Annotated in this window: 14 protein-coding genes; 1 reads left to right on the top strand and 13 read right to left on the bottom strand. The window is 73.7% G+C overall.

Features of this window, described 5'->3' with window-relative positions; all coding sequences use genetic code 11:
- Nucleotides 1-166: 166 nt before the first annotated feature.
- On the top strand, nt 167-1753 hold the full coding sequence (locus ACP6CK_RS23175) for a GMC family oxidoreductase (protein WP_426955686.1): 1587 nt from the start codon (nt 167-169) through the stop codon (nt 1751-1753).
- 10 nt (nt 1754-1763) lie between these two features.
- Here the strand turns inward: ACP6CK_RS23175 and ACP6CK_RS23170 are convergent, their stop codons facing one another.
- The 13 genes from ACP6CK_RS23170 to ACP6CK_RS23110 all read right to left on the bottom strand — a co-directional run bounded on the left by ACP6CK_RS23170 (nt 1764) and on the right by ACP6CK_RS23110 (nt 15531).
- Nucleotides 1764-2567, bottom strand: a complete 804-nt coding sequence (locus ACP6CK_RS23170; protein ID WP_426955685.1) for an alpha/beta fold hydrolase — start codon at nt 2565-2567, stop codon at nt 1764-1766.
- A 20-nt stretch (nt 2568-2587) separates the two neighbouring features.
- On the bottom strand, nt 2588-3553 hold the full coding sequence (locus tag ACP6CK_RS23165) for a Bug family tripartite tricarboxylate transporter substrate binding protein (RefSeq protein WP_426955684.1): 966 nt from the start codon (nt 3551-3553) through the stop codon (nt 2588-2590).
- Between the two features lie 6 nt (nt 3554-3559).
- Nucleotides 3560-4549, bottom strand: a complete 990-nt coding sequence (locus tag ACP6CK_RS23160; protein WP_426955683.1) for a tripartite tricarboxylate transporter substrate binding protein — start codon at nt 4547-4549, stop codon at nt 3560-3562.
- A gap of 329 nt (nt 4550-4878) precedes the next feature.
- Entirely contained in the window at nt 4879-5850 is a 972-nt protein-coding gene (locus ACP6CK_RS23155; protein ID WP_426955682.1) for a hydroxyacid dehydrogenase, read from the bottom strand.
- A 10-nt stretch (nt 5851-5860) separates the two neighbouring features.
- A complete protein-coding gene (locus ACP6CK_RS23150; protein ID WP_426955681.1) occupies nt 5861-6850 on the bottom strand; it encodes a Bug family tripartite tricarboxylate transporter substrate binding protein in 990 nt (329 codons plus the stop codon).
- A 103-nt stretch (nt 6851-6953) separates the two neighbouring features.
- Nucleotides 6954-8420 carry an HWE histidine kinase domain-containing protein gene (locus ACP6CK_RS23145; RefSeq protein ID WP_426955680.1) on the bottom strand — a complete coding sequence of 489 codons (1467 nt, stop codon included), beginning with the start codon at nt 8418-8420 and terminating at the stop codon, nt 6954-6956.
- Nucleotides 8417-8875 carry a response regulator gene (locus ACP6CK_RS23140; RefSeq protein ID WP_426955679.1) on the bottom strand — a complete coding sequence of 153 codons (459 nt, stop codon included), beginning with the start codon at nt 8873-8875 and terminating at the stop codon, nt 8417-8419. Before ACP6CK_RS23140 ends, ACP6CK_RS23145 begins: the two co-directional genes overlap by 4 nt.
- Entirely contained in the window at nt 8872-11136 is a 2265-nt protein-coding gene (locus tag ACP6CK_RS23135) for an ATP-binding protein (protein ID WP_426955678.1), read from the bottom strand. Before ACP6CK_RS23135 ends, ACP6CK_RS23140 begins: the two co-directional genes overlap by 4 nt.
- Nucleotides 11137-11561: 425 nt before the next feature.
- Nucleotides 11562-12323, bottom strand: coding sequence for an ABC transporter ATP-binding protein (locus ACP6CK_RS23130; RefSeq protein ID WP_426955677.1), 762 nt, complete (start codon nt 12321-12323; stop codon nt 11562-11564).
- Complete coding sequence (locus tag ACP6CK_RS23125; protein WP_426955676.1) at nt 12317-13126, bottom strand: dipeptide/oligopeptide/nickel ABC transporter ATP-binding protein; 810 nt, start codon at nt 13124-13126, stop codon at nt 12317-12319. The genes ACP6CK_RS23130 and ACP6CK_RS23125 overlap by 7 nt, the downstream gene beginning before the upstream one ends.
- Nucleotides 13123-13797 carry a class I SAM-dependent methyltransferase gene (locus ACP6CK_RS23120; protein ID WP_426955675.1) on the bottom strand — a complete coding sequence of 225 codons (675 nt, stop codon included), beginning with the start codon at nt 13795-13797 and terminating at the stop codon, nt 13123-13125. Before ACP6CK_RS23120 ends, ACP6CK_RS23125 begins: the two co-directional genes overlap by 4 nt.
- A 46-nt stretch (nt 13798-13843) precedes the next feature.
- Entirely contained in the window at nt 13844-14632 is a 789-nt protein-coding gene (locus ACP6CK_RS23115; protein WP_426955674.1) for an ABC transporter permease, read from the bottom strand.
- Nucleotides 14629-15531, bottom strand: a complete 903-nt coding sequence (locus tag ACP6CK_RS23110; RefSeq protein ID WP_426955673.1) for an ABC transporter permease — start codon at nt 15529-15531, stop codon at nt 14629-14631. Before ACP6CK_RS23110 ends, ACP6CK_RS23115 begins: the two co-directional genes overlap by 4 nt.
- Nucleotides 15532-15560 lie beyond the last annotated feature (29 nt).

The raw sequence follows: 15560 nt of genomic DNA, 5'->3' as shown, positions 1-15560 counted from the left end.
TCGCCCTTGGTCTGACCGACACCGTCGTCCGTGCCTGATCAGCGTCCGAAGGAGGAAATCGCGCCCTCGGCCTCATCTGCGCAACAAGGCCCGGCAGAGGCCGTCGAAGCACCTAGGCAGATCCGTTGATATGGTCAACGATATACCAAATGGGAGGCGACGGATCTTGACGACCTACGATTATATCGTCGTCGGCGGCGGCTCGGCCGGTTGCGTGATCACCCAGCGGCTGGTCTCGGCCGGCAAGGGCGTGCTGCTGCTGGAAGCGGGCCCGGCGGACAACCATCCCTTCGTCCACATCCCCGGCACCTTCGTCCGCGTCATCGGCTCGCGCCGCACCTGGATGTATCGGTCCGAGGCGGAGCCGACGCTGAAGGGCCGCGCGATGTACGTGCCGCAGGGCCGCACGCTCGGCGGCGGATCATCCGTCAACGCGATGATCTACATCCGCGGCCAGCCGCAGGACTACGACACCTGGCGCGAGTTGGGCGCGGAGGGCTGGGGCTGGGACGACGTGCTGCCGGTCTTCCGCCGCTCCGAGGCGAACCAGCGCCTGGCCGGCCCGCTGCATGGCACGGAGGGGCCGCTGCGCGTCTCCGACACGCGGCACCGCCACCCCCTCAGCTACGCCTTCCTACGGGCGGCGCAGGAGGCCGGCATTCCCTTCACCCACGACTTCAACGGGGCAGAGCAGGCGGGCGCCGGCTTCTTCCAGACCACGACGCGGGAGGGGCGGCGCGGCTCCACCGCCGCCACCTATCTCGCGCGCGTGCGGGGCAACCCGCTGCTGACGCTGCGCACCGGCGCGGCGATCGAGGCGGTGCTGTTCGAGAACGGCGCGGCCTCCGGCGTGCGCTACCGTACCGATGACGGCGCGCTGCACGAGGCGCAGGTGCGGGAGGAGGTGGTGATCTGCGCCGGCGGCATCGGCTCGCCGAAGGTGCTGCAGCTCTCGGGCATCGGACCGGCGGCGCATCTCCAGGCGCTGGGTATCCCCGTGCTGCGGGACCTGCCCGGCGTGGGCGAGAATTTCCAGGACCACATCTGCGCCTCCGTCTATGGCCGCACGCGGGAGCCGGCGAGCCTGCTCGGCGCCGACAAAGGGCTGAAGGCGATCCGGCACGGGCTGGAATACATCCTCACCCGCTCCGGCCTGCTCTCCTCCAACATCGTGGAGAGCGGGGCCTTCGTGGACACGTCAGGGGCGGGCCGCCCGGACGTCCAGATCCACATGACTCCGACCCTGGTGGGCGACGTGGAGCGCGCGCCGCCGCCGGGGCACGGCATCACGCTCAATCCCTGCATTCTCCGCCCCACCGCGCGCGGCTCCGTGCGGCTGCGCAGCCCGGACCCGAAGGCTGCGCCGAAGCTGAACGCCAATCCCCTCGGCACGCGGGAGGACCTGGAGACGCTGATGCGCGGCGTGCGCCTGTCCCGCCGCATCCTGCGCGCGCCGGCCCTGGCGGGCGTGCTGGAGGGCGAGATCCTTCCCTCCCCGGAGGAGGAGGTGAGCGACGCGGTGCTGGAGGATCACATTCGCCGCGTCGCGAAGACCGTCTTCCACCCCTCCGGCACCTGCCGGATGGGGCGGGACGGGATGGCGGTGACGGACCCATCGCTGCGCGTGCACGGCGTGCCGCGGCTGCGGGTGGCGGACGCGTCGGTGATGCCCACCCTCGTCAGCGGCAACACCAACGCGCCCACGGTGATGATCGGCGAGCGCTGCGCGGACTTCCTGCTGCGCGTGACCTGACCGGGCCGCACTACGTCTCGGACAGGAAGGCCGTCGCGGCGGCGCCGACATCCTCGGCGCGTTCCCAGGTCATGCAGAAGCGTGCGCCGGGGATGACCTGCATCCGCGCGTCGCGCAGGTGCTTCAGCATCGGCTCGCGATGCTGCACGAAGTAGAAATTCTCGCCCGTTAGCATCAGCACGGGGCAGGTGATGCGCTCCAGCCCGCGCGGCAGGTCGTAGAGGTGCAGTGCCTCCAGCGCCTGCCAGCGGTTGCGGCCGGCCTCGATCTGCGCGGTGTTGATCCGGTCCATCCAGGACTGGGTGGGGTTCATCGGCGAGTGCTCGGGGTCGTTCGCCAGGACGAAGTCGATCGTGCGCGTCACCGGAAAGCCGGAGGGGTCGGTCGGTCGCACGGCGTGGTCCACGTCGCCGCCCGTGCCCTTCGGCCGCTTGCCGGGGACATAGGGGCAGTTCACCAGCACCGCCTTTTCGACGCGGTCGGGATGGGCGCCGGCGATCTCGGTGGCCACGAAGGTGCCGACGGCCTCCCCCATCACATGCGTCTTCCGGATGCCGAGCGCGTCCATCAGCTCCACGGCGACGCCGGCATAGTCCTGGATGGTCGGCTGCGACTCGACATGATCGGAATGGCCGTAACCCGGGTAGTCCATGGCGACCACCTGGAAGCGGGGCGCCAGCGCCGCCATCAGCTCCAGCATCAGGGCGGAGGATTGCTGGTTGATGTGGAAGAGCATGATGTTCGGCCCGGCCCCGGCCTTGCGGTAATGCACATGGCCGAGCCGGGTGCGGACGAGGCCGCGTTGGATATCCAAGATCGCGTCTCCCGCGGGTGTCAGAGGATGTCGGCGCCGGTGGCGCGGACGAGCGGCGCCCAGCGCACGGCCTCGGCGCGGATGTAGGCGAGGTATTCTTCCCGCGGCACCGCTTCCCCGGCCACCACGCCCATCTTGGCGAATTCGCGCAGCAGGACGGGATCGCGCAGCGCCCTGCCCGCGGCCTCGAACAGCGCGTCCTGGATGTCGCGCGGCGTCGCGGCGGGGACGCCCAGGCCGTTCCAGTTGTCGGACAGCACGCCGGGCAGGCCGAGCTCCGCCGTGGTGGCGACATCCGGCAGGGATTCGAGGCGCCGCGCGCTGGTGATCGCCAGGGGTCGTAGCGTCCCGGCGGTGAAATGCGCGGCGAGGCCCGGCAGGTCCGCGATCACGAAGTGCACGCGGCCCGCCAGCAGATCCGTCACCGCCGGCGCCATGCTGCGATAGGGGACATGGACGACCTCCAGCCCCGCCTCCTTCGCCAGCAGCTCGCAAGCGAGATGGGTGATGGAGCCGACGCCGGAGGAGCCGAATTGCAGCCCGCCGGGATTGGCCTTCGCCGCCGCGATCAGGTCCCGGACGCTCGCGATGTTGCCGGCGGAGCGCACCGCCAGCACCTCCGGCGCCTTCACGATCATGCTGATATGCGCGACGTCCCGCATGGGATCGTAGGGCATCGGCGAGGGCATCGCTGGCGCGATCGCCAGGTTGCCGCAGGTCGTCATGCCCAGCGTCAGCCCGTTCGGCGGCGACTTCGCCACTGCGTCCAGCCCGGTAACGCCGCCGCTGCCGGCCCGGTTCTCCACGATCACGGGCTGGCTGAGCGCATTCGACATCGCCTGCGCGAAGACACGGCCGTAGAGATCGGTCGGACCACCCGCCGCGAAGGGCACGACGAGGCGCAGCGGCCGGTCCGGCTGCCAGGCCCGGGCGGGACGGACCAGGGCCGCCGTGCCGGCGGCGCCGAGCAGGGTTCTGCGGAACATGACCGCCTACTCCGCGACGAGGCCGAGGCGGTTCACCAGCTCCCGCTCCTTCACCGCCTCCTGCCGGATGAAGTCGGTGTAGCCGGCAGAGTCCATGTAGCTCAGCGGCAGGTCGTAGCGCGTCATCGCCTCCCGGTGCGCGGGGTCCATCAGGGCCTTGTGGAAGGCGTCGTGCAGCACGCGCACCACGCCGGGGTCCATGCCCTTGGGGCCGGAGACGCCGAAGGGGGCGACGAAGGCGGCGTCCATGCCCAGCTCCTTCAACGTCGGCGCCTGCGGGAAGCGGGGGGACCGCTCCTCCGTCCAGACGTTCAGCAGGCGGAACTGGCCGCCCTCCACGCCCGGCGCCCAGCCGGAACCGTCGCCGACGCAGTCGATCTGTCCGGCCGTCAGCGCCGTCAGCGCATCGGCGATGCCGCGATAGGGGACGTGCTGAAGCTGGATGCCCGCCTTCTCGAACACGATGTGGGAGAAGACGTGGCCGTCAGACCCGACACCGGAGCTGCCATGCGTCAGCGTGTTCGGGTTGGCGCGGGCATGGGCCACGAAGCTCGCCCAGTCCGTCCAGGGGCGGTCTGCCCGCACCACCATGCCGAACATGTAGCCGGACAGGCGGATGATGTAGGTGATGTCGTTCACCGGATCGAAGGACAGGCTCCGCCGCATGTAGGGCTGGCGGATCGTGCCCATGTGGGACTGCGCGAGCGTGTAGCCGTCCGGCCGCACCTGGCCGGAGGCAAGCATCTGCGCCGCTAGCACGCCGCCCGCGCCGCCGCGGTTCTCCACCACCACGGGCTGGCCGAGTTCGCGCGCGGCGGCGGTGGCGAGCACGCGGAAGACCACGTCCGTGGTGCCGCCCGGCGCCCAGGGCACGAGCAGGCGGATCGCCCGGCTGGGGAAGCGTTCGGTCTGCGCGAGGGCGGGGGTGGACAGCCCCGCCGCCACACCGCCGAGCAGGGCACGGCGCGCGATCGCGCCGGAGCGTCGCTGAAACATCTTGTCGTTTCCTCCGGTCAGTTGGCCTGACCCTGATAGAATCGTTGCTATCATCAATGGTGGACAGTATCAACGGTTCCGTGCCGTTCGCGCGGTGCGGGCTCCGCAACATACCGGCCCGCCCTGACAGGAGCGAACGTATCGCAAGGATGCGCCAGGAGGCTCCGCCTCCCGGACCCTCCGCCGGGGGGCAAGCGTGCCCCCCGGACCCCGCGATCTGTTTGACTCGACGCGGTCCAGGGGCGCGTTCGCCCCTGGTGGTTGGGGTCTGGGGAAGGCGACGCCTTCCCCAGGAGCATCATGTCCAGTCAGCTCGGAACAAGGGCTGGCTAGACCGTCGTCAGCACCTCGCGGTTCACCACCGCGTCCACGTCCGGATCGCCGGCCAGGAAGTTGATCACGTTCCCCGCCGCGTCCCAGCCCATGCGCTGCAAGCCCTCCGCCGTGCTGGCCGCGACATGCGGCGTGACGACGACGTTCTCCAGCGCCAGCAGCGGCACCGGGTCGGCCATCGGCTCCACGCGCAGCACGTCCAGCCCCGCGCCTGCCAAGTGCCCATCGCGCAGCGCGGCCTCCAGCGCGGCCTCGTCCACCAGCGTTCCGCGGGCGGTGTTCACCAGCACGGCGCCGGGCTTCATGGCGGCCAGAAAGGCGGTGTCCACCATGCCGCGGGTCGCATCGCTCGCCGGAAGGTGCAGGGTCACGATGTCGGCCGCGGCCAGGCCGGCGTCGCGCTCCTTCACCACCTCGTATCCCAGGCCGCGGATCGTGCCCGCGGGGATGAAGGGATCATGCACCATCACCCGCATGCCGAAGGCCGCGCAGAGCCGCGCGACCCGCGTGCCGATGCGGCCGAAGCCGATCACCAGGACGCGCCGTCCGCCGAGCTCGAAGGTGGCGGACTGGCGCTGCACGCGCCAGAGGCCGCGCCGCACGCCGGCATCCACCGGCAGCACCTGCCGCGCCACGGCCAGCATGAGCATCAGCGCGTGCTCCGCGACGGACGCCGCGTTGGCCTCCGGCGTGATCATCAACGCGACGCCGCGCCGGGTGAGCGCCGGCACGTCCACGAGGTCGTAGCCGACGCCGTGGCGGCACACGACGCGCAGGCGCGGTGCCATGTCCAGCAGCGCCTGTCCCACGACGGTGCCGCGCACGATCAGGCCCTCCGCGGTGCGCAGCGCGGCGGCGAGGTCCAGCCCTCCGGGAGCGCCGGGATGGTCCAGCGTGACGCTCGGAGCGTCCAGCAGTCGCCGGATGCCGTCGGCATGGATGGGGTCGGCGACAACGATATGCGGCATGTCTCGCGTCTCAGTTCCGGGCGCCGTGGGGCACGCGTGCGTGGAGGGCCCGGACCGTGCTCTCCTCCCCCAACACCGTCGTCTTGTAGGCGTCGCCCAGCAGGGGGCGGAGCGGCACGGCGAGTTGCGCCGCCTCCGCCAGAAAGGCCGGGTCGGACAGCGTGGCGCCGAAGGCAGTGACCAGCCGCGCGGTCATCTCGGCGGGCAGGCCGGGCGGGGCGACGAAGCCGCGGATGGATCCGCCCAGGACGTCCAGACCCTGCTCGCGAAAGGTCGGCACATCGGCCATCTCCGACCAGCGCGCCGGCGCGGCCTGGCCGAGGCAGCGGGTCCGCCCCTCGCGGAGCAGGGCCAGCCCTTCGCTCAGGTTGTAGGAGGCGACATCCACCTGGCCGCCCAGCAGGTCCCGGATCACCAGGGCGGTGCCGTTATAGGGGACGTGGAGTGCCTTCACCTCGGCTGCCGCCTCGAAGGCGAGGAGGAGGAAGTGATCGTCGGACAGGGTTCCGGCCGCGGTGCCGACCGAGACCGCCTCGGCCCGGCGCGCGGCGGCGGCGCGCAGGTCGGATGCGCTGCGGAGTGGTGAATCGGCCCTGACCCACAGCGCGCCGGGATCGTCCACGACGTTCGCGATGTAGGTGAAGTCCCCGGTCCGCCAACGGACCGGACGCTCCAGCGCGTTGGTGATGAAGCTGAGCGTCGCGACCGCGCCGAGCGTGTAGCCGTCCGGGCGGGCGTTGAAGATCGCCTCGTTGCCGATCTGCCCGCCGGCGCCCACGCGGTTGCTGACGACGAAGGTGGTGCCCGGCAGGCGGGCGGGCAGGTGCTTCGTCAGCAGCCGTGCCATCAGGTCCACGCCGCCGGATGCGGGATAGGGCACGATCACCTCGATCGGCCGACCCGCGGGCCAGGCTGGCTGCGCCAGTGCGGGCCGGGGCAAGGCGGCGGCCGATCCCAGGCCGAGCAAGGCCGCTGCCGAAAGGTCACGCCGTCGCATCATGTCCGTTTCTCCCCGTCCGCTTGTACCACCGAACGGGGAAGGCGCACGGGGCGTCCGGCCGTGGCCCCGACCCCGGCCCCGGCGCCGCAGCGTCACATCCGGGTCAGAGCTTCAGCCCGATGCCATCGCACGGACCGGACTCCGGGGGACGGCAGAGATCCGCGGTCGCGCCTAGCGGCACCTCGATGTCGCAGAGGAGTCCGGTCGCGGCCCAGGTGACGAAGACGCTGCCGCCGAGCTGGCCGTGGATGGCACCGTCCAGCACGCGGGAGCCGAAGCCGCGCCGCGTCGGCGATCCCTTGACGGGAGGGCCGTTCGTCTCGGCCCAGCGAAGGTGCAGAAGGGTTCGGCCGCGCGTCCCCGGCGCGATGTGCCAGGACAGGCGGAGGCGGCCGTCCGGTACCGAGAGGGCGCCGTACTTGAGGGCGTTGGTCGCCAGCTCATGCACGACCATCGCCAGGGGCTGGATCGCCACGGGCGGCAGGGAGACGGGCGGGCCGTCCAGCACGACTGGCGAGGCGCTGCCGTCGAGGAACAGCGCGAACTCCCCCTCCAGCACGGAGCGAAGGTCGGCGCCGGTCCAGTTGTCCTGCGCCAGGAGGGTCTGCGCCCGCACGAGGGCGGCCACGCGGCCCTCGATGGAGCGGACATAGCTCGGCACGTCGGACGCCGTCGTGAGGCGCAGCATCGCCTGCACGACCGCGAGCGCGTTCTTCGCGCGGTGATCCACCTCGCGCGAGAGCAGCAACTGCCGGTCGGCCGCGCTCTTCTGCTCCGTGACGTCGAGCGAGACGCCGGCCATGCTGAGGGGCGTGCCGTCCGCGGCGTAGAGGGGCCGGCCCCGGACCTGCACCCAGCGGATCACGCCGTCCGCCCCGAGGGCCCGGTACTCGATGTCGTAGTCGCTGCGCGCGGTGATGGCGTGCGTCACGGCGGCCAGCATGCGGTCCCGGTCGCCCGGGACGATCGAGGCCACGAGGTCGGCATAGGAGAAGGTTGCGCCGGGCTGGCGGCCGAAGTTGGCCAGGCAGGCCGGAGACGCCTTCAGGATCATCGTGCGGAGATCCAGTTCCCAGGCGCCGAGGCGGCCGGCCTCCAGCGCGAGGCGGAGGCGGGCCTCGCTCTCCCGCAGGGCCGCCATCACCTCCCGCTGTCCCCGCCGCGCCCGCGCCTCGGTCAACGCGCGGCCGATGGCCACGGGCAACCGCGCCAGGCGCTGCTTCAGGACGTAGTCGGTCGCTCCCTGCCGCACGGCCTCCACGGCCGCCTCCTCGCCCAGCGTGCCCGAGACGAAGATGAAGGGGATGTCGGGCGCGAGCTCGCGGGCGAGGGCGAGGGCCACCAGACCGTCGAAGCCGGGCACCACGTAGTCCGCGAGGACGACGTCGAAGGCACCCTCGACGAGGGCGGCCGCGTAGGCCTCCTGCGTGAAGACAAGCTGGATCGTGCAGCGGACGCCCGCGCGGGAGAGCTGCTCCGCCACCAGCTCGGCGTCGAGCGGACTGTCCTCGAGATGCAGGATGCGGCAGGTGACCTTGTCCGCCAGGGCCGCCTCGACGAGGACGCTCATGGCCCGCTCCCCGCGCCGGGCTGCTCGAGCGATCCCGGCGGCGGCTCGTTCAGCACGGCCCAGAAGGCGCCGATGTCGCGGATGGCCTCGAAGAACTCGCGATGCCCGACCGGCTTCACGACGAAGGCGTTCACGCCGAGGCCGTAGCTGCGGATGAGGTCCTGCTCCTCGCGCGAGGAGGTCAGCATGACGACGGGGACGTGCCGCGTGCGCGGCTCCCGCCGGATGCGCTCCAGCACCTCCAGCCCGTCCACCCGGGGAAGCTTGATGTCGAGGAGGATGACGACCGGCAGCGGCGCCGTCTCCCCCTGGCCGAGCAGGAAGTCGAGGGCCTCCACGCCGTCGCGCGCCACGGAGACCGGGTTCGCCAGGCGGCACTTCTCCAGCGCGGCGAGGGTGAGCTCGACGTCGTTCGGGCTGTCCTCCACCAGGAGCACGGGCCTGAGCTGCGTCATGGGGTGACCTCCGGCTTGTCGGCCCGCGGCAGGGTGAAGTGGAAGGCGGCGCCCTGGCCGAGCGCGCCCTCGGCCCACACGCGGCCGCCATGGCGCTCGACGATGCGCTGCACGTTCGCGAGGCCGATGCCGATCCCCTCGAAGTCCTCCGCGCGGTGCAGCCGCTGAAACACTCCGAAGAGCTTGTGCGCGTAGGCCATGTCGAAGCCCGCGCCGTTGTCGCGGACGGTGAAGACGACCTCCTCCGGCGCCTCGTTGGCCGCGACCTCGATCACCGCCGGCTCCCGCCCGCGCGTGTACTTCAGCGCGTTCGAGAGCAGGTTCTGGAACACCTGGCGGAGCATCGCGGGATCGCCCCGGACCGTCGGCATCGGCGTGACCCGCCACTCCACCGCCCGCTCGCCCTGGTCGGAGACGAGGGAGCGCCGGACCTCCGAGACGAGGATCGCCGGGTTGAAGTCCACCTTCACGAGGGCGTTGCGGCCCATCTGGGAGAAGCTCAGCAGCGCGTCCACGAGGCGGCCGGCATTCTCGGCGGCCTCCATAATCGTGCCGATGTAGCGCTGGCCCCGCTCGCTCAGCCGGTCGCCCTCGCGCTCGCGCAGCATCTCGGCGAAGCCGACGATGTGGCGGAAGGGCGCGCGCAGGTCGTGCGACACCGAGTAGGAGAAGGCGGCCAGCTCCTTGTTCGCGCGCTCCAGCCGGCTGGTCAGCTCGGCCCGCTCCTCCGCGGTGCGGAGCACGATCCCGACGATGGCGGTGCGCAGGTCGCGCGCGGCCTCGATCTCCGCCGCGCTCCAGGGCACGGCGCGCTGGCGCACGGTCTCGGCCCAGGCGGCGAAGGAGTGGCGAGGGTGCAGGCGCCCGGGCATCGCCTCCGCCGGCTTTCGCGGATCGCCGCCCCAGGTCACCGTCCGCACCACCTCCGGCCGGAACCACAGGACGAAGTCCGGGTGCAGCCGGGAGGTGGAGACCGCCAGCAGGCCGCTCGCCGTGTCGGTGAAGGCCTCCGCCTCCGGCATGAGGGTGGACAGCGCGGCCGTCTCGAACAGGTCGTCGGTGCGGCGCTCGGACAGCCATTGCGTGATGCGCCGGATGACCGCCTCGGGCGGGGTCAGGCCGGCGGTGACGCATCGCGCCTCGTTGACCACGGCCACGCCCTGCGCGCCTGCGAGCTGGAGAAGGTCCTCCGGTTCCGCGAAGAGGCCCTCCTCGAAGCGCGGGGCGGCGGCCATGCGGGCGAGCAGGCGTCCCTCCAGCCCCTTGAGCCGCGCGCGCTCCTCCGTGTGGGCCATCTCCTCCCGCGCGGCGATGCGGACGGCGACCATCTGGCCGACGAGGTCGCAGGCGTTGCGGGCCGCGAAGGGCACCCGGCGCGGCGCGGCGTGGTGGCAGGAGATCAGGCCCCAGAGCCGCCCGTCCGGGCGCAGCAGCGACACGGACATGGAGGCCGGGGTGCCCATGTTCCGCATGTACTCGCGATGCACCGGGGAGACGCTGCGGAGCGCGGCGTAGGTGAGGTCGAGCGGCGGGCCGTCATGGGCCGCGAGCAGCGGCACGGGGCGGTACGCGACGTCGGCGATCAGGCGGAGCGGGTTGACCTCGTAGAGCCGCCGCGCCTGGGACGGGATGTCCGCGGCCGGGAAGCGAAGGCCGAGATAGGAGGGCAGGCGGCCGTCGCCGTCCTCCGCGATGACGACGCCGTCCCAGTTCTCCTCGAAGCGGTAGACGAGGACGCGGTCGAAGCCGCTGATGCCGCGCACCGCCGCTGACGCCGTGGCGGCGAGTTCCTCGACCGAGGCGGCGCGTCCCAGGCGGGTCAGGGCTTCCCGAAGGCCGGGGTAGAGGGCCTCCAGCGTGGTGGCCGAGGCCGAACCGTCCCCCTCCCCCTCATGCTCGAATTCGAGGATCGCGTGGCCGTCGAGGGCGCGGTGGGCGACGGCCTGGTAGAACGCGCCCGAGGAGGACCGGAAGCGCCCCAGCTGGACGGAGCCGGCGGCGGGCAGGCGGCGCAGGCCCTCGTGCAGCGCCCCTGCGGACGGGCCGGCGACGACCGCCCTCGCCGGTTGCCCGAACAGCGCACCGGGCGGGCCGGCCAGCACGGCGTCGGCGTTCGCGCTGGCGTGGGTGAGCGCGAGATCCTCGCCGGCGAAGGCGAGAAGGCAGCCATGGGGCTGGATGCTGCCGGGAACGTGAATCGGCTCGCTCTCGCACCCGACCACGGGGTCGGCGGCGGTGGCGGGCCCGTCCGCCGGCGTCACTCCTGGCCCTTCGGCCGGAAAGGCCTCGTGATCCCGGTGATCGGAGCGGGCGGGGGCGATGGGACGCGTCGTGAACAGCCGGCGCTCATCCAAACTTGGGTGGAAGCCGGGCACCGCGCGATGGCAGACGCCGGCCAGCCCAGTCCTGGGCTCCCGGGGGAACCTCTCCTCCTCCGCATGGTTTCGAGGAGCCCCTGGCAACGTGGCGCGGTTTTCTAGAATGCGCCGGAGAGGCGGGTCAAACGCGATCGGTTCACGGCTGCGGGACCACCCGGCGCCGCGCGGGGTCCCTGCCACCGGCGCCTATGCCCGGGCATCCCGTTGCGCGCCGGAGAACTGCCCGTTCGGTGCGCGTCGTTCCGGAGGGTGACGCGGCGCCCGGACACGCCCCGCGCGGGTGGGGGCGGGTCGGCCGCAGCGCGCGCTCACCCGGCCGACGGACTCCGCGATCGGCCTTCGGCCCGGGCCGGCGCGGCGGCCGGCCCGTCCTGTCCCATGCGGCCCGGTGGCACCGCGGGACACAGGCGTCCGTCCGACAGAAATCCCAGCCGGCCGGCCCAGCCGACCACCTGCGGCGCATGGGACGCGACGATCAGACCGAAGCCGAACGCCTGCTGCAGCGTGCCCAGGAGATCGAGCAGCGCGGCGGTGGTCACGGGGTCCAGCGCGGCGGTCGGCTCGTCCAGCAGGAGGATGGCCGGACGCAGGCAGAGAAGCCGCGCGAGGGCCGCGCGCTGGCGCTGGCCGCCCGACAGCTCGTCCGCATGCCGGTCCAGCGCGTCGGGCGGGACGCCGCATCGAAGAAGGGCGTCCCGGGATACCGCCTCGCGCCCCGCCGCGTCCTCCCCCTGCCCGTGCAGGGCCAGGGCGGCGTGGAACTGCGTCCGCAGCCGAAGGGCCGGGTTGAAGGCGCGGGCCGTGTCCTGGGGCAGCAGCAGCACGCGGCGGTGCCAGTCGCGCCGCCCCCGCCGGTCGCGCGGAGGTGGCAGGGGCGTGCCGTCCAGCGCGATCCGCCCGCGGTCGACAGGTTGGAGCCCGGCCAGGGCCCGGAGCAGGGTGGACTTGCCGCAGCCGGAGGGGCCGGCCACGGCCAGCCGCTCCCCCGCCGCGAGCGCCAGGGACACGCCGTCCAGCACCGGCCGGGCCGCGCGGGAGAAGCGCAGCGCGAGATCCTCCGCGATCAGCAAGCCGGCGCTTCGGCGATCAACGCCTCGGGGAGAAGGCGCGGCAGCCCGGCGGCCTCGGACAGGCCGCGCGCCACGGCGGAGGAGGGCTGGCGCAGGATCCGGGCCGCGGGCCCCTCCTCCGCGATCCGTCCCTCGTCGAGGACGAGGAGCCGGTCGCACAGCGCCGCCGCGCCGGACAGGTCGTGCGTGACGAGCACGAGGGCCACGCCGGCCCGCCGCGTCAGCCGGTCCAGGGCTGCCACGACGGAGGCCGCCGTCGCCGTGTCCAGCGCGCTCGTCGGCTCGTCCACGACGAGCACGGCCGGGTCCTGCGCGAGGGCGCAGGCGAGCGCGGCCCGCTGCGCCTGCCCGCCGGAAAGCTGGTGCGGGTAGCGGCTGGCCAGGGCGGGATCGAGCCCGGCCCCGGCCAGCCGCGCCGACACCTCCGCCTTCCCGCCGGGGAGGCGGGCGGCCCGCAGCGTCTCGGCCACCTGGCTGCCGATCCGGAGCATCGGGTGAAGGGCCGCCTGCGCCTCCTGCGGCAACCAGGCGACGTGGTGGCCGAGCCCGGCGCGGCGGGCGGCGGCGACCGGCGCGGCGCCCCCGGGCCAGCGCAGTGTGCCGGTCACGGCGGCGCCCGGCGGCGACAGGCCGCAGAGGAGCCGCGCGAGGGTGGACTTGCCGCCGCCGGACCGGCCGATGACGCCCAGCCGCTCCCCGCCGCGCAGGGACAGGGACACGCCGTCCAGCGCCCGCAGCGGTCCCGCCGCCGTGGCGTGGACCGCGGAGAGCCCCTCCGCCGCGAGGACGGGGCCGCCGCTCATGCGGGGGTGGCGAGGATCAGGTAGCGCTCATGGGTCGGCGCCTTCGTCCAGAGAGCGGCGTCCATCAGGGGCACCACCTCCGGCTCCTGAAAGCCGGCCTCCCGCAGCGGGGCGGCGAGCTCGGCGGCGGGGCGGCCGCCGAACAGGGGGAGGCGGTCCGCGACGGCCGCGTACTCCTCGCGCACCGGCATGTCCCACCAGGCTCCTTCCACCAGCGCCACGCGGCCGCCGGGGCGGAGCAGGTCCCGCCAGGACCGGAGGGCGCGGAGCGGGTCGGGCAGGGTCCAGAGGACGTGGCGCTCGACGATCAGGTCGAGGCTGGCGGGCGGCAGGGGGGGCGCCTCCGCGTCGCCGTGGTGGAAGGGCACGTCCAGGCCCCGCTCCGCGGCCTTGGCGCGGGCGCGGGACAGCATCTCCTCCGCGAGGTCCACCCCGGCGGCGCGGTGCCCGGCCTCGGCCAGCAACAGGGCGAGGAAGCCGGTGCCGCAGCCCACGTCCAGCGCGTCCAGCGGCCGCCCGGCCGGGGCGATCCGCGCGACCACCTGCCGCCACGCGGCGTCCTGCGCGGGGTTCAGCAGGCCGTGGGTCGGGCCCGCGTCGAAATCGGCGGCCCGCCGGTTCCAGTGCGCGATGACCGCGTCCTTCACGTCCTGCATGGGCACATCCTGCATGGGCACGTCCTCCCTGGGGACCTCCTGCACCGAGACCGCTCCGATGTCATGCCTGGATGATCCGCTCCAGCCGCAGGCGCCGCCGCAGCCAGCCGGCGGCGATGGCCGCCGCCCAGAGGCTGGCGGCGATGGCGGCGGTCGGGGCCGCGAGGAGCCAGGGCGCGTCCAGGAAGGCGTCCCGGCTCTCGGCGATCATGGCGCCCCAGGTGGGGGCGGGCGGCGGCGTGCCGAGGCCGAGGAAGGCGAGGCTGGCGAGCAGCATCACCGCCGCCCGCAGCTTCACGAGGCCAAGCCAGAGGCCGGTCCCCGCGAGGTTCGGCAGCACCTCCCGCCCCAGCACGGCGGCGGTCCCGAAGCCGAGGGAGCGGGCGCACTCGACATAGGGCTCGGCCAGGATGCGCCGCGCCTCCCCGCGCAGGATCCAGTGCAGGTCGGCCCAGAGCACGAGGGCGACGCAGAGGACCTGCGCCGGGGCGCCCCGCCCGGCCAGGGCGAGCACGACCAGCGGCAGCCAGAGCGGCGGGAAGGAGAGCAGTGCCTGCGCCGCCCCGTCCACCGAGGTGCCGAGCCCCCTTCCCTCTCCCCACGCCGCAGAGAGGGCGGTGGCGAGGGCGGCGGCAACGGAGGCGACGAGCCCCAGCAGCGCGAGGCCGAGGCTGCCCGGCAGCGCGGCCAGCAGCCGTGCCGCCACGTCCCGCCCGAGCATGTCCGTGCCGAGGGGATGGGCGAGGTCCGGCGGCGCCAGCCGGTCCCGCGAGAGCGCCAGCGGGTCCGGCAGCCACCACACCGCCGCGAGCCCGAGGGCGAGCAGCGCGAGGAGGAGAAAGCGCCTCATGCCGCTGCCGCGTTCGGCCGGGGATCCAGCCAGGCCTGCAGCGCCTCCGCCACGAAGCGCGCGAGGAGGAAGCCGACGCCCGCGGCCAGCATGCAGCCGCGCAGCAGGGCGAGGTCCCGGTTGGTCAGCGCCAGCACCGCGAGGCGGCCGAGGCCCGGCAGGCCGAACACCGTCTCCATCACCAGCGCGCCGCCGAGGAGGTAGCCCGCGTGCAGCGCCCCGAAGCGGGCCAGCAGCCCCGCCGCGGGCAGCAGCCGGTAGGCGAGGAGGTGCCGCACCGGCCCGAGCGAGCGGGAGAGGGCGAAGGTCACGAAGGGCTCCCGCGCCAGGGCCCGCAGCCGGTCCTGCAGCAGCAGCCCGAGCTTCACGGCCAGCGCCCCGCCGATCAGCGCGGCCGGCAGAAGCAGCGACACCCAGCCGCTGAAGCCCGCCGCCGGCACCCAGCCGAGTTCCACCGCGAAGACCTGCACCGCGAGCACCGCGCCCACGAAGCCCGGCACGGAAAGCAGGAGCAGTGGGAACCGGGCGAGGCCCGGCCGGCCCGAGGCGAGAATCAGGCCGAGCACCGTGCCCCCGACCAGCCCGAGCGGCCAGGCGAGGGCGGCGAGGCGGAGCGAGACGGGCAGGGTCTCGGCCAGCAGCTCGGCGACCGGGCGGCGGAGCCAGACGGAGCGGCCGAGGTCGCCGGTCAGCACCTCTCCGACCGGGGCGAGGAGGCGGGAGAGAAAGGGCAGGTCGAGGCCGAGTTCCGCCCGCAGCGCGGCCCGCGCCGCGGCGTCCGTCTCGGGGCCGAGCTGGCGGGTGGTCGGATCGCCCAGCCCTTCCGCCGCCAGGCCGAGCAGCACCAGGGCCACGAGCAGGGCGAGCGCGCCGCCGAGCAGCCGGCGCAGGGCGATCATCGCCGGCCGAGCCTCCCCGGCTCACCCCA

The sequence above is a fragment of the Muricoccus radiodurans genome, assembly GCF_050154705.1.
GTDB lineage: Bacteria > Pseudomonadota > Alphaproteobacteria > Acetobacterales > Acetobacteraceae > Roseomonas > Roseomonas radiodurans.
Note: the sequence above shows the minus strand (reverse complement) of the source record. Positions and strands in the feature narration are given on the sequence as shown.

Coding starts and splice junctions, on each gene's coding strand:
- ACP6CK_RS23110 (WP_426955673.1), bottom strand. CDS start 15,531: ATGATCGCCCTGCGCCGGCTGCTCGGCGGCGCGCTCGCCCTGCTCGTG.
- ACP6CK_RS23140 (WP_426955679.1), bottom strand. CDS start 8,875: ATGACGCAGCTCAGGCCCGTGCTCCTGGTGGAGGACAGCCCGAACGAC.
- ACP6CK_RS23155 (WP_426955682.1), bottom strand. CDS start 5,850: ATGCCGCATATCGTTGTCGCCGACCCCATCCATGCCGACGGCATCCGG.
- ACP6CK_RS23150 (WP_426955681.1), bottom strand. CDS start 6,850: ATGATGCGACGGCGTGACCTTTCGGCAGCGGCCTTGCTCGGCCTGGGA.
- ACP6CK_RS23115 (WP_426955674.1), bottom strand. CDS start 14,632: ATGAGGCGCTTTCTCCTCCTCGCGCTGCTCGCCCTCGGGCTCGCGGCG.
- ACP6CK_RS23165 (WP_426955684.1), bottom strand. CDS start 3,553: ATGTTCCGCAGAACCCTGCTCGGCGCCGCCGGCACGGCGGCCCTGGTC.
- ACP6CK_RS23160 (WP_426955683.1), bottom strand. CDS start 4,549: ATGTTTCAGCGACGCTCCGGCGCGATCGCGCGCCGTGCCCTGCTCGGC.
- ACP6CK_RS23125 (WP_426955676.1), bottom strand. CDS start 13,126: ATGAGCGGCGGCCCCGTCCTCGCGGCGGAGGGGCTCTCCGCGGTCCAC.
- ACP6CK_RS23120 (WP_426955675.1), bottom strand. CDS start 13,797: ATGCAGGATGTGCCCATGCAGGACGTGAAGGACGCGGTCATCGCGCAC.
- ACP6CK_RS23145 (WP_426955680.1), bottom strand. CDS start 8,420: ATGAGCGTCCTCGTCGAGGCGGCCCTGGCGGACAAGGTCACCTGCCGC.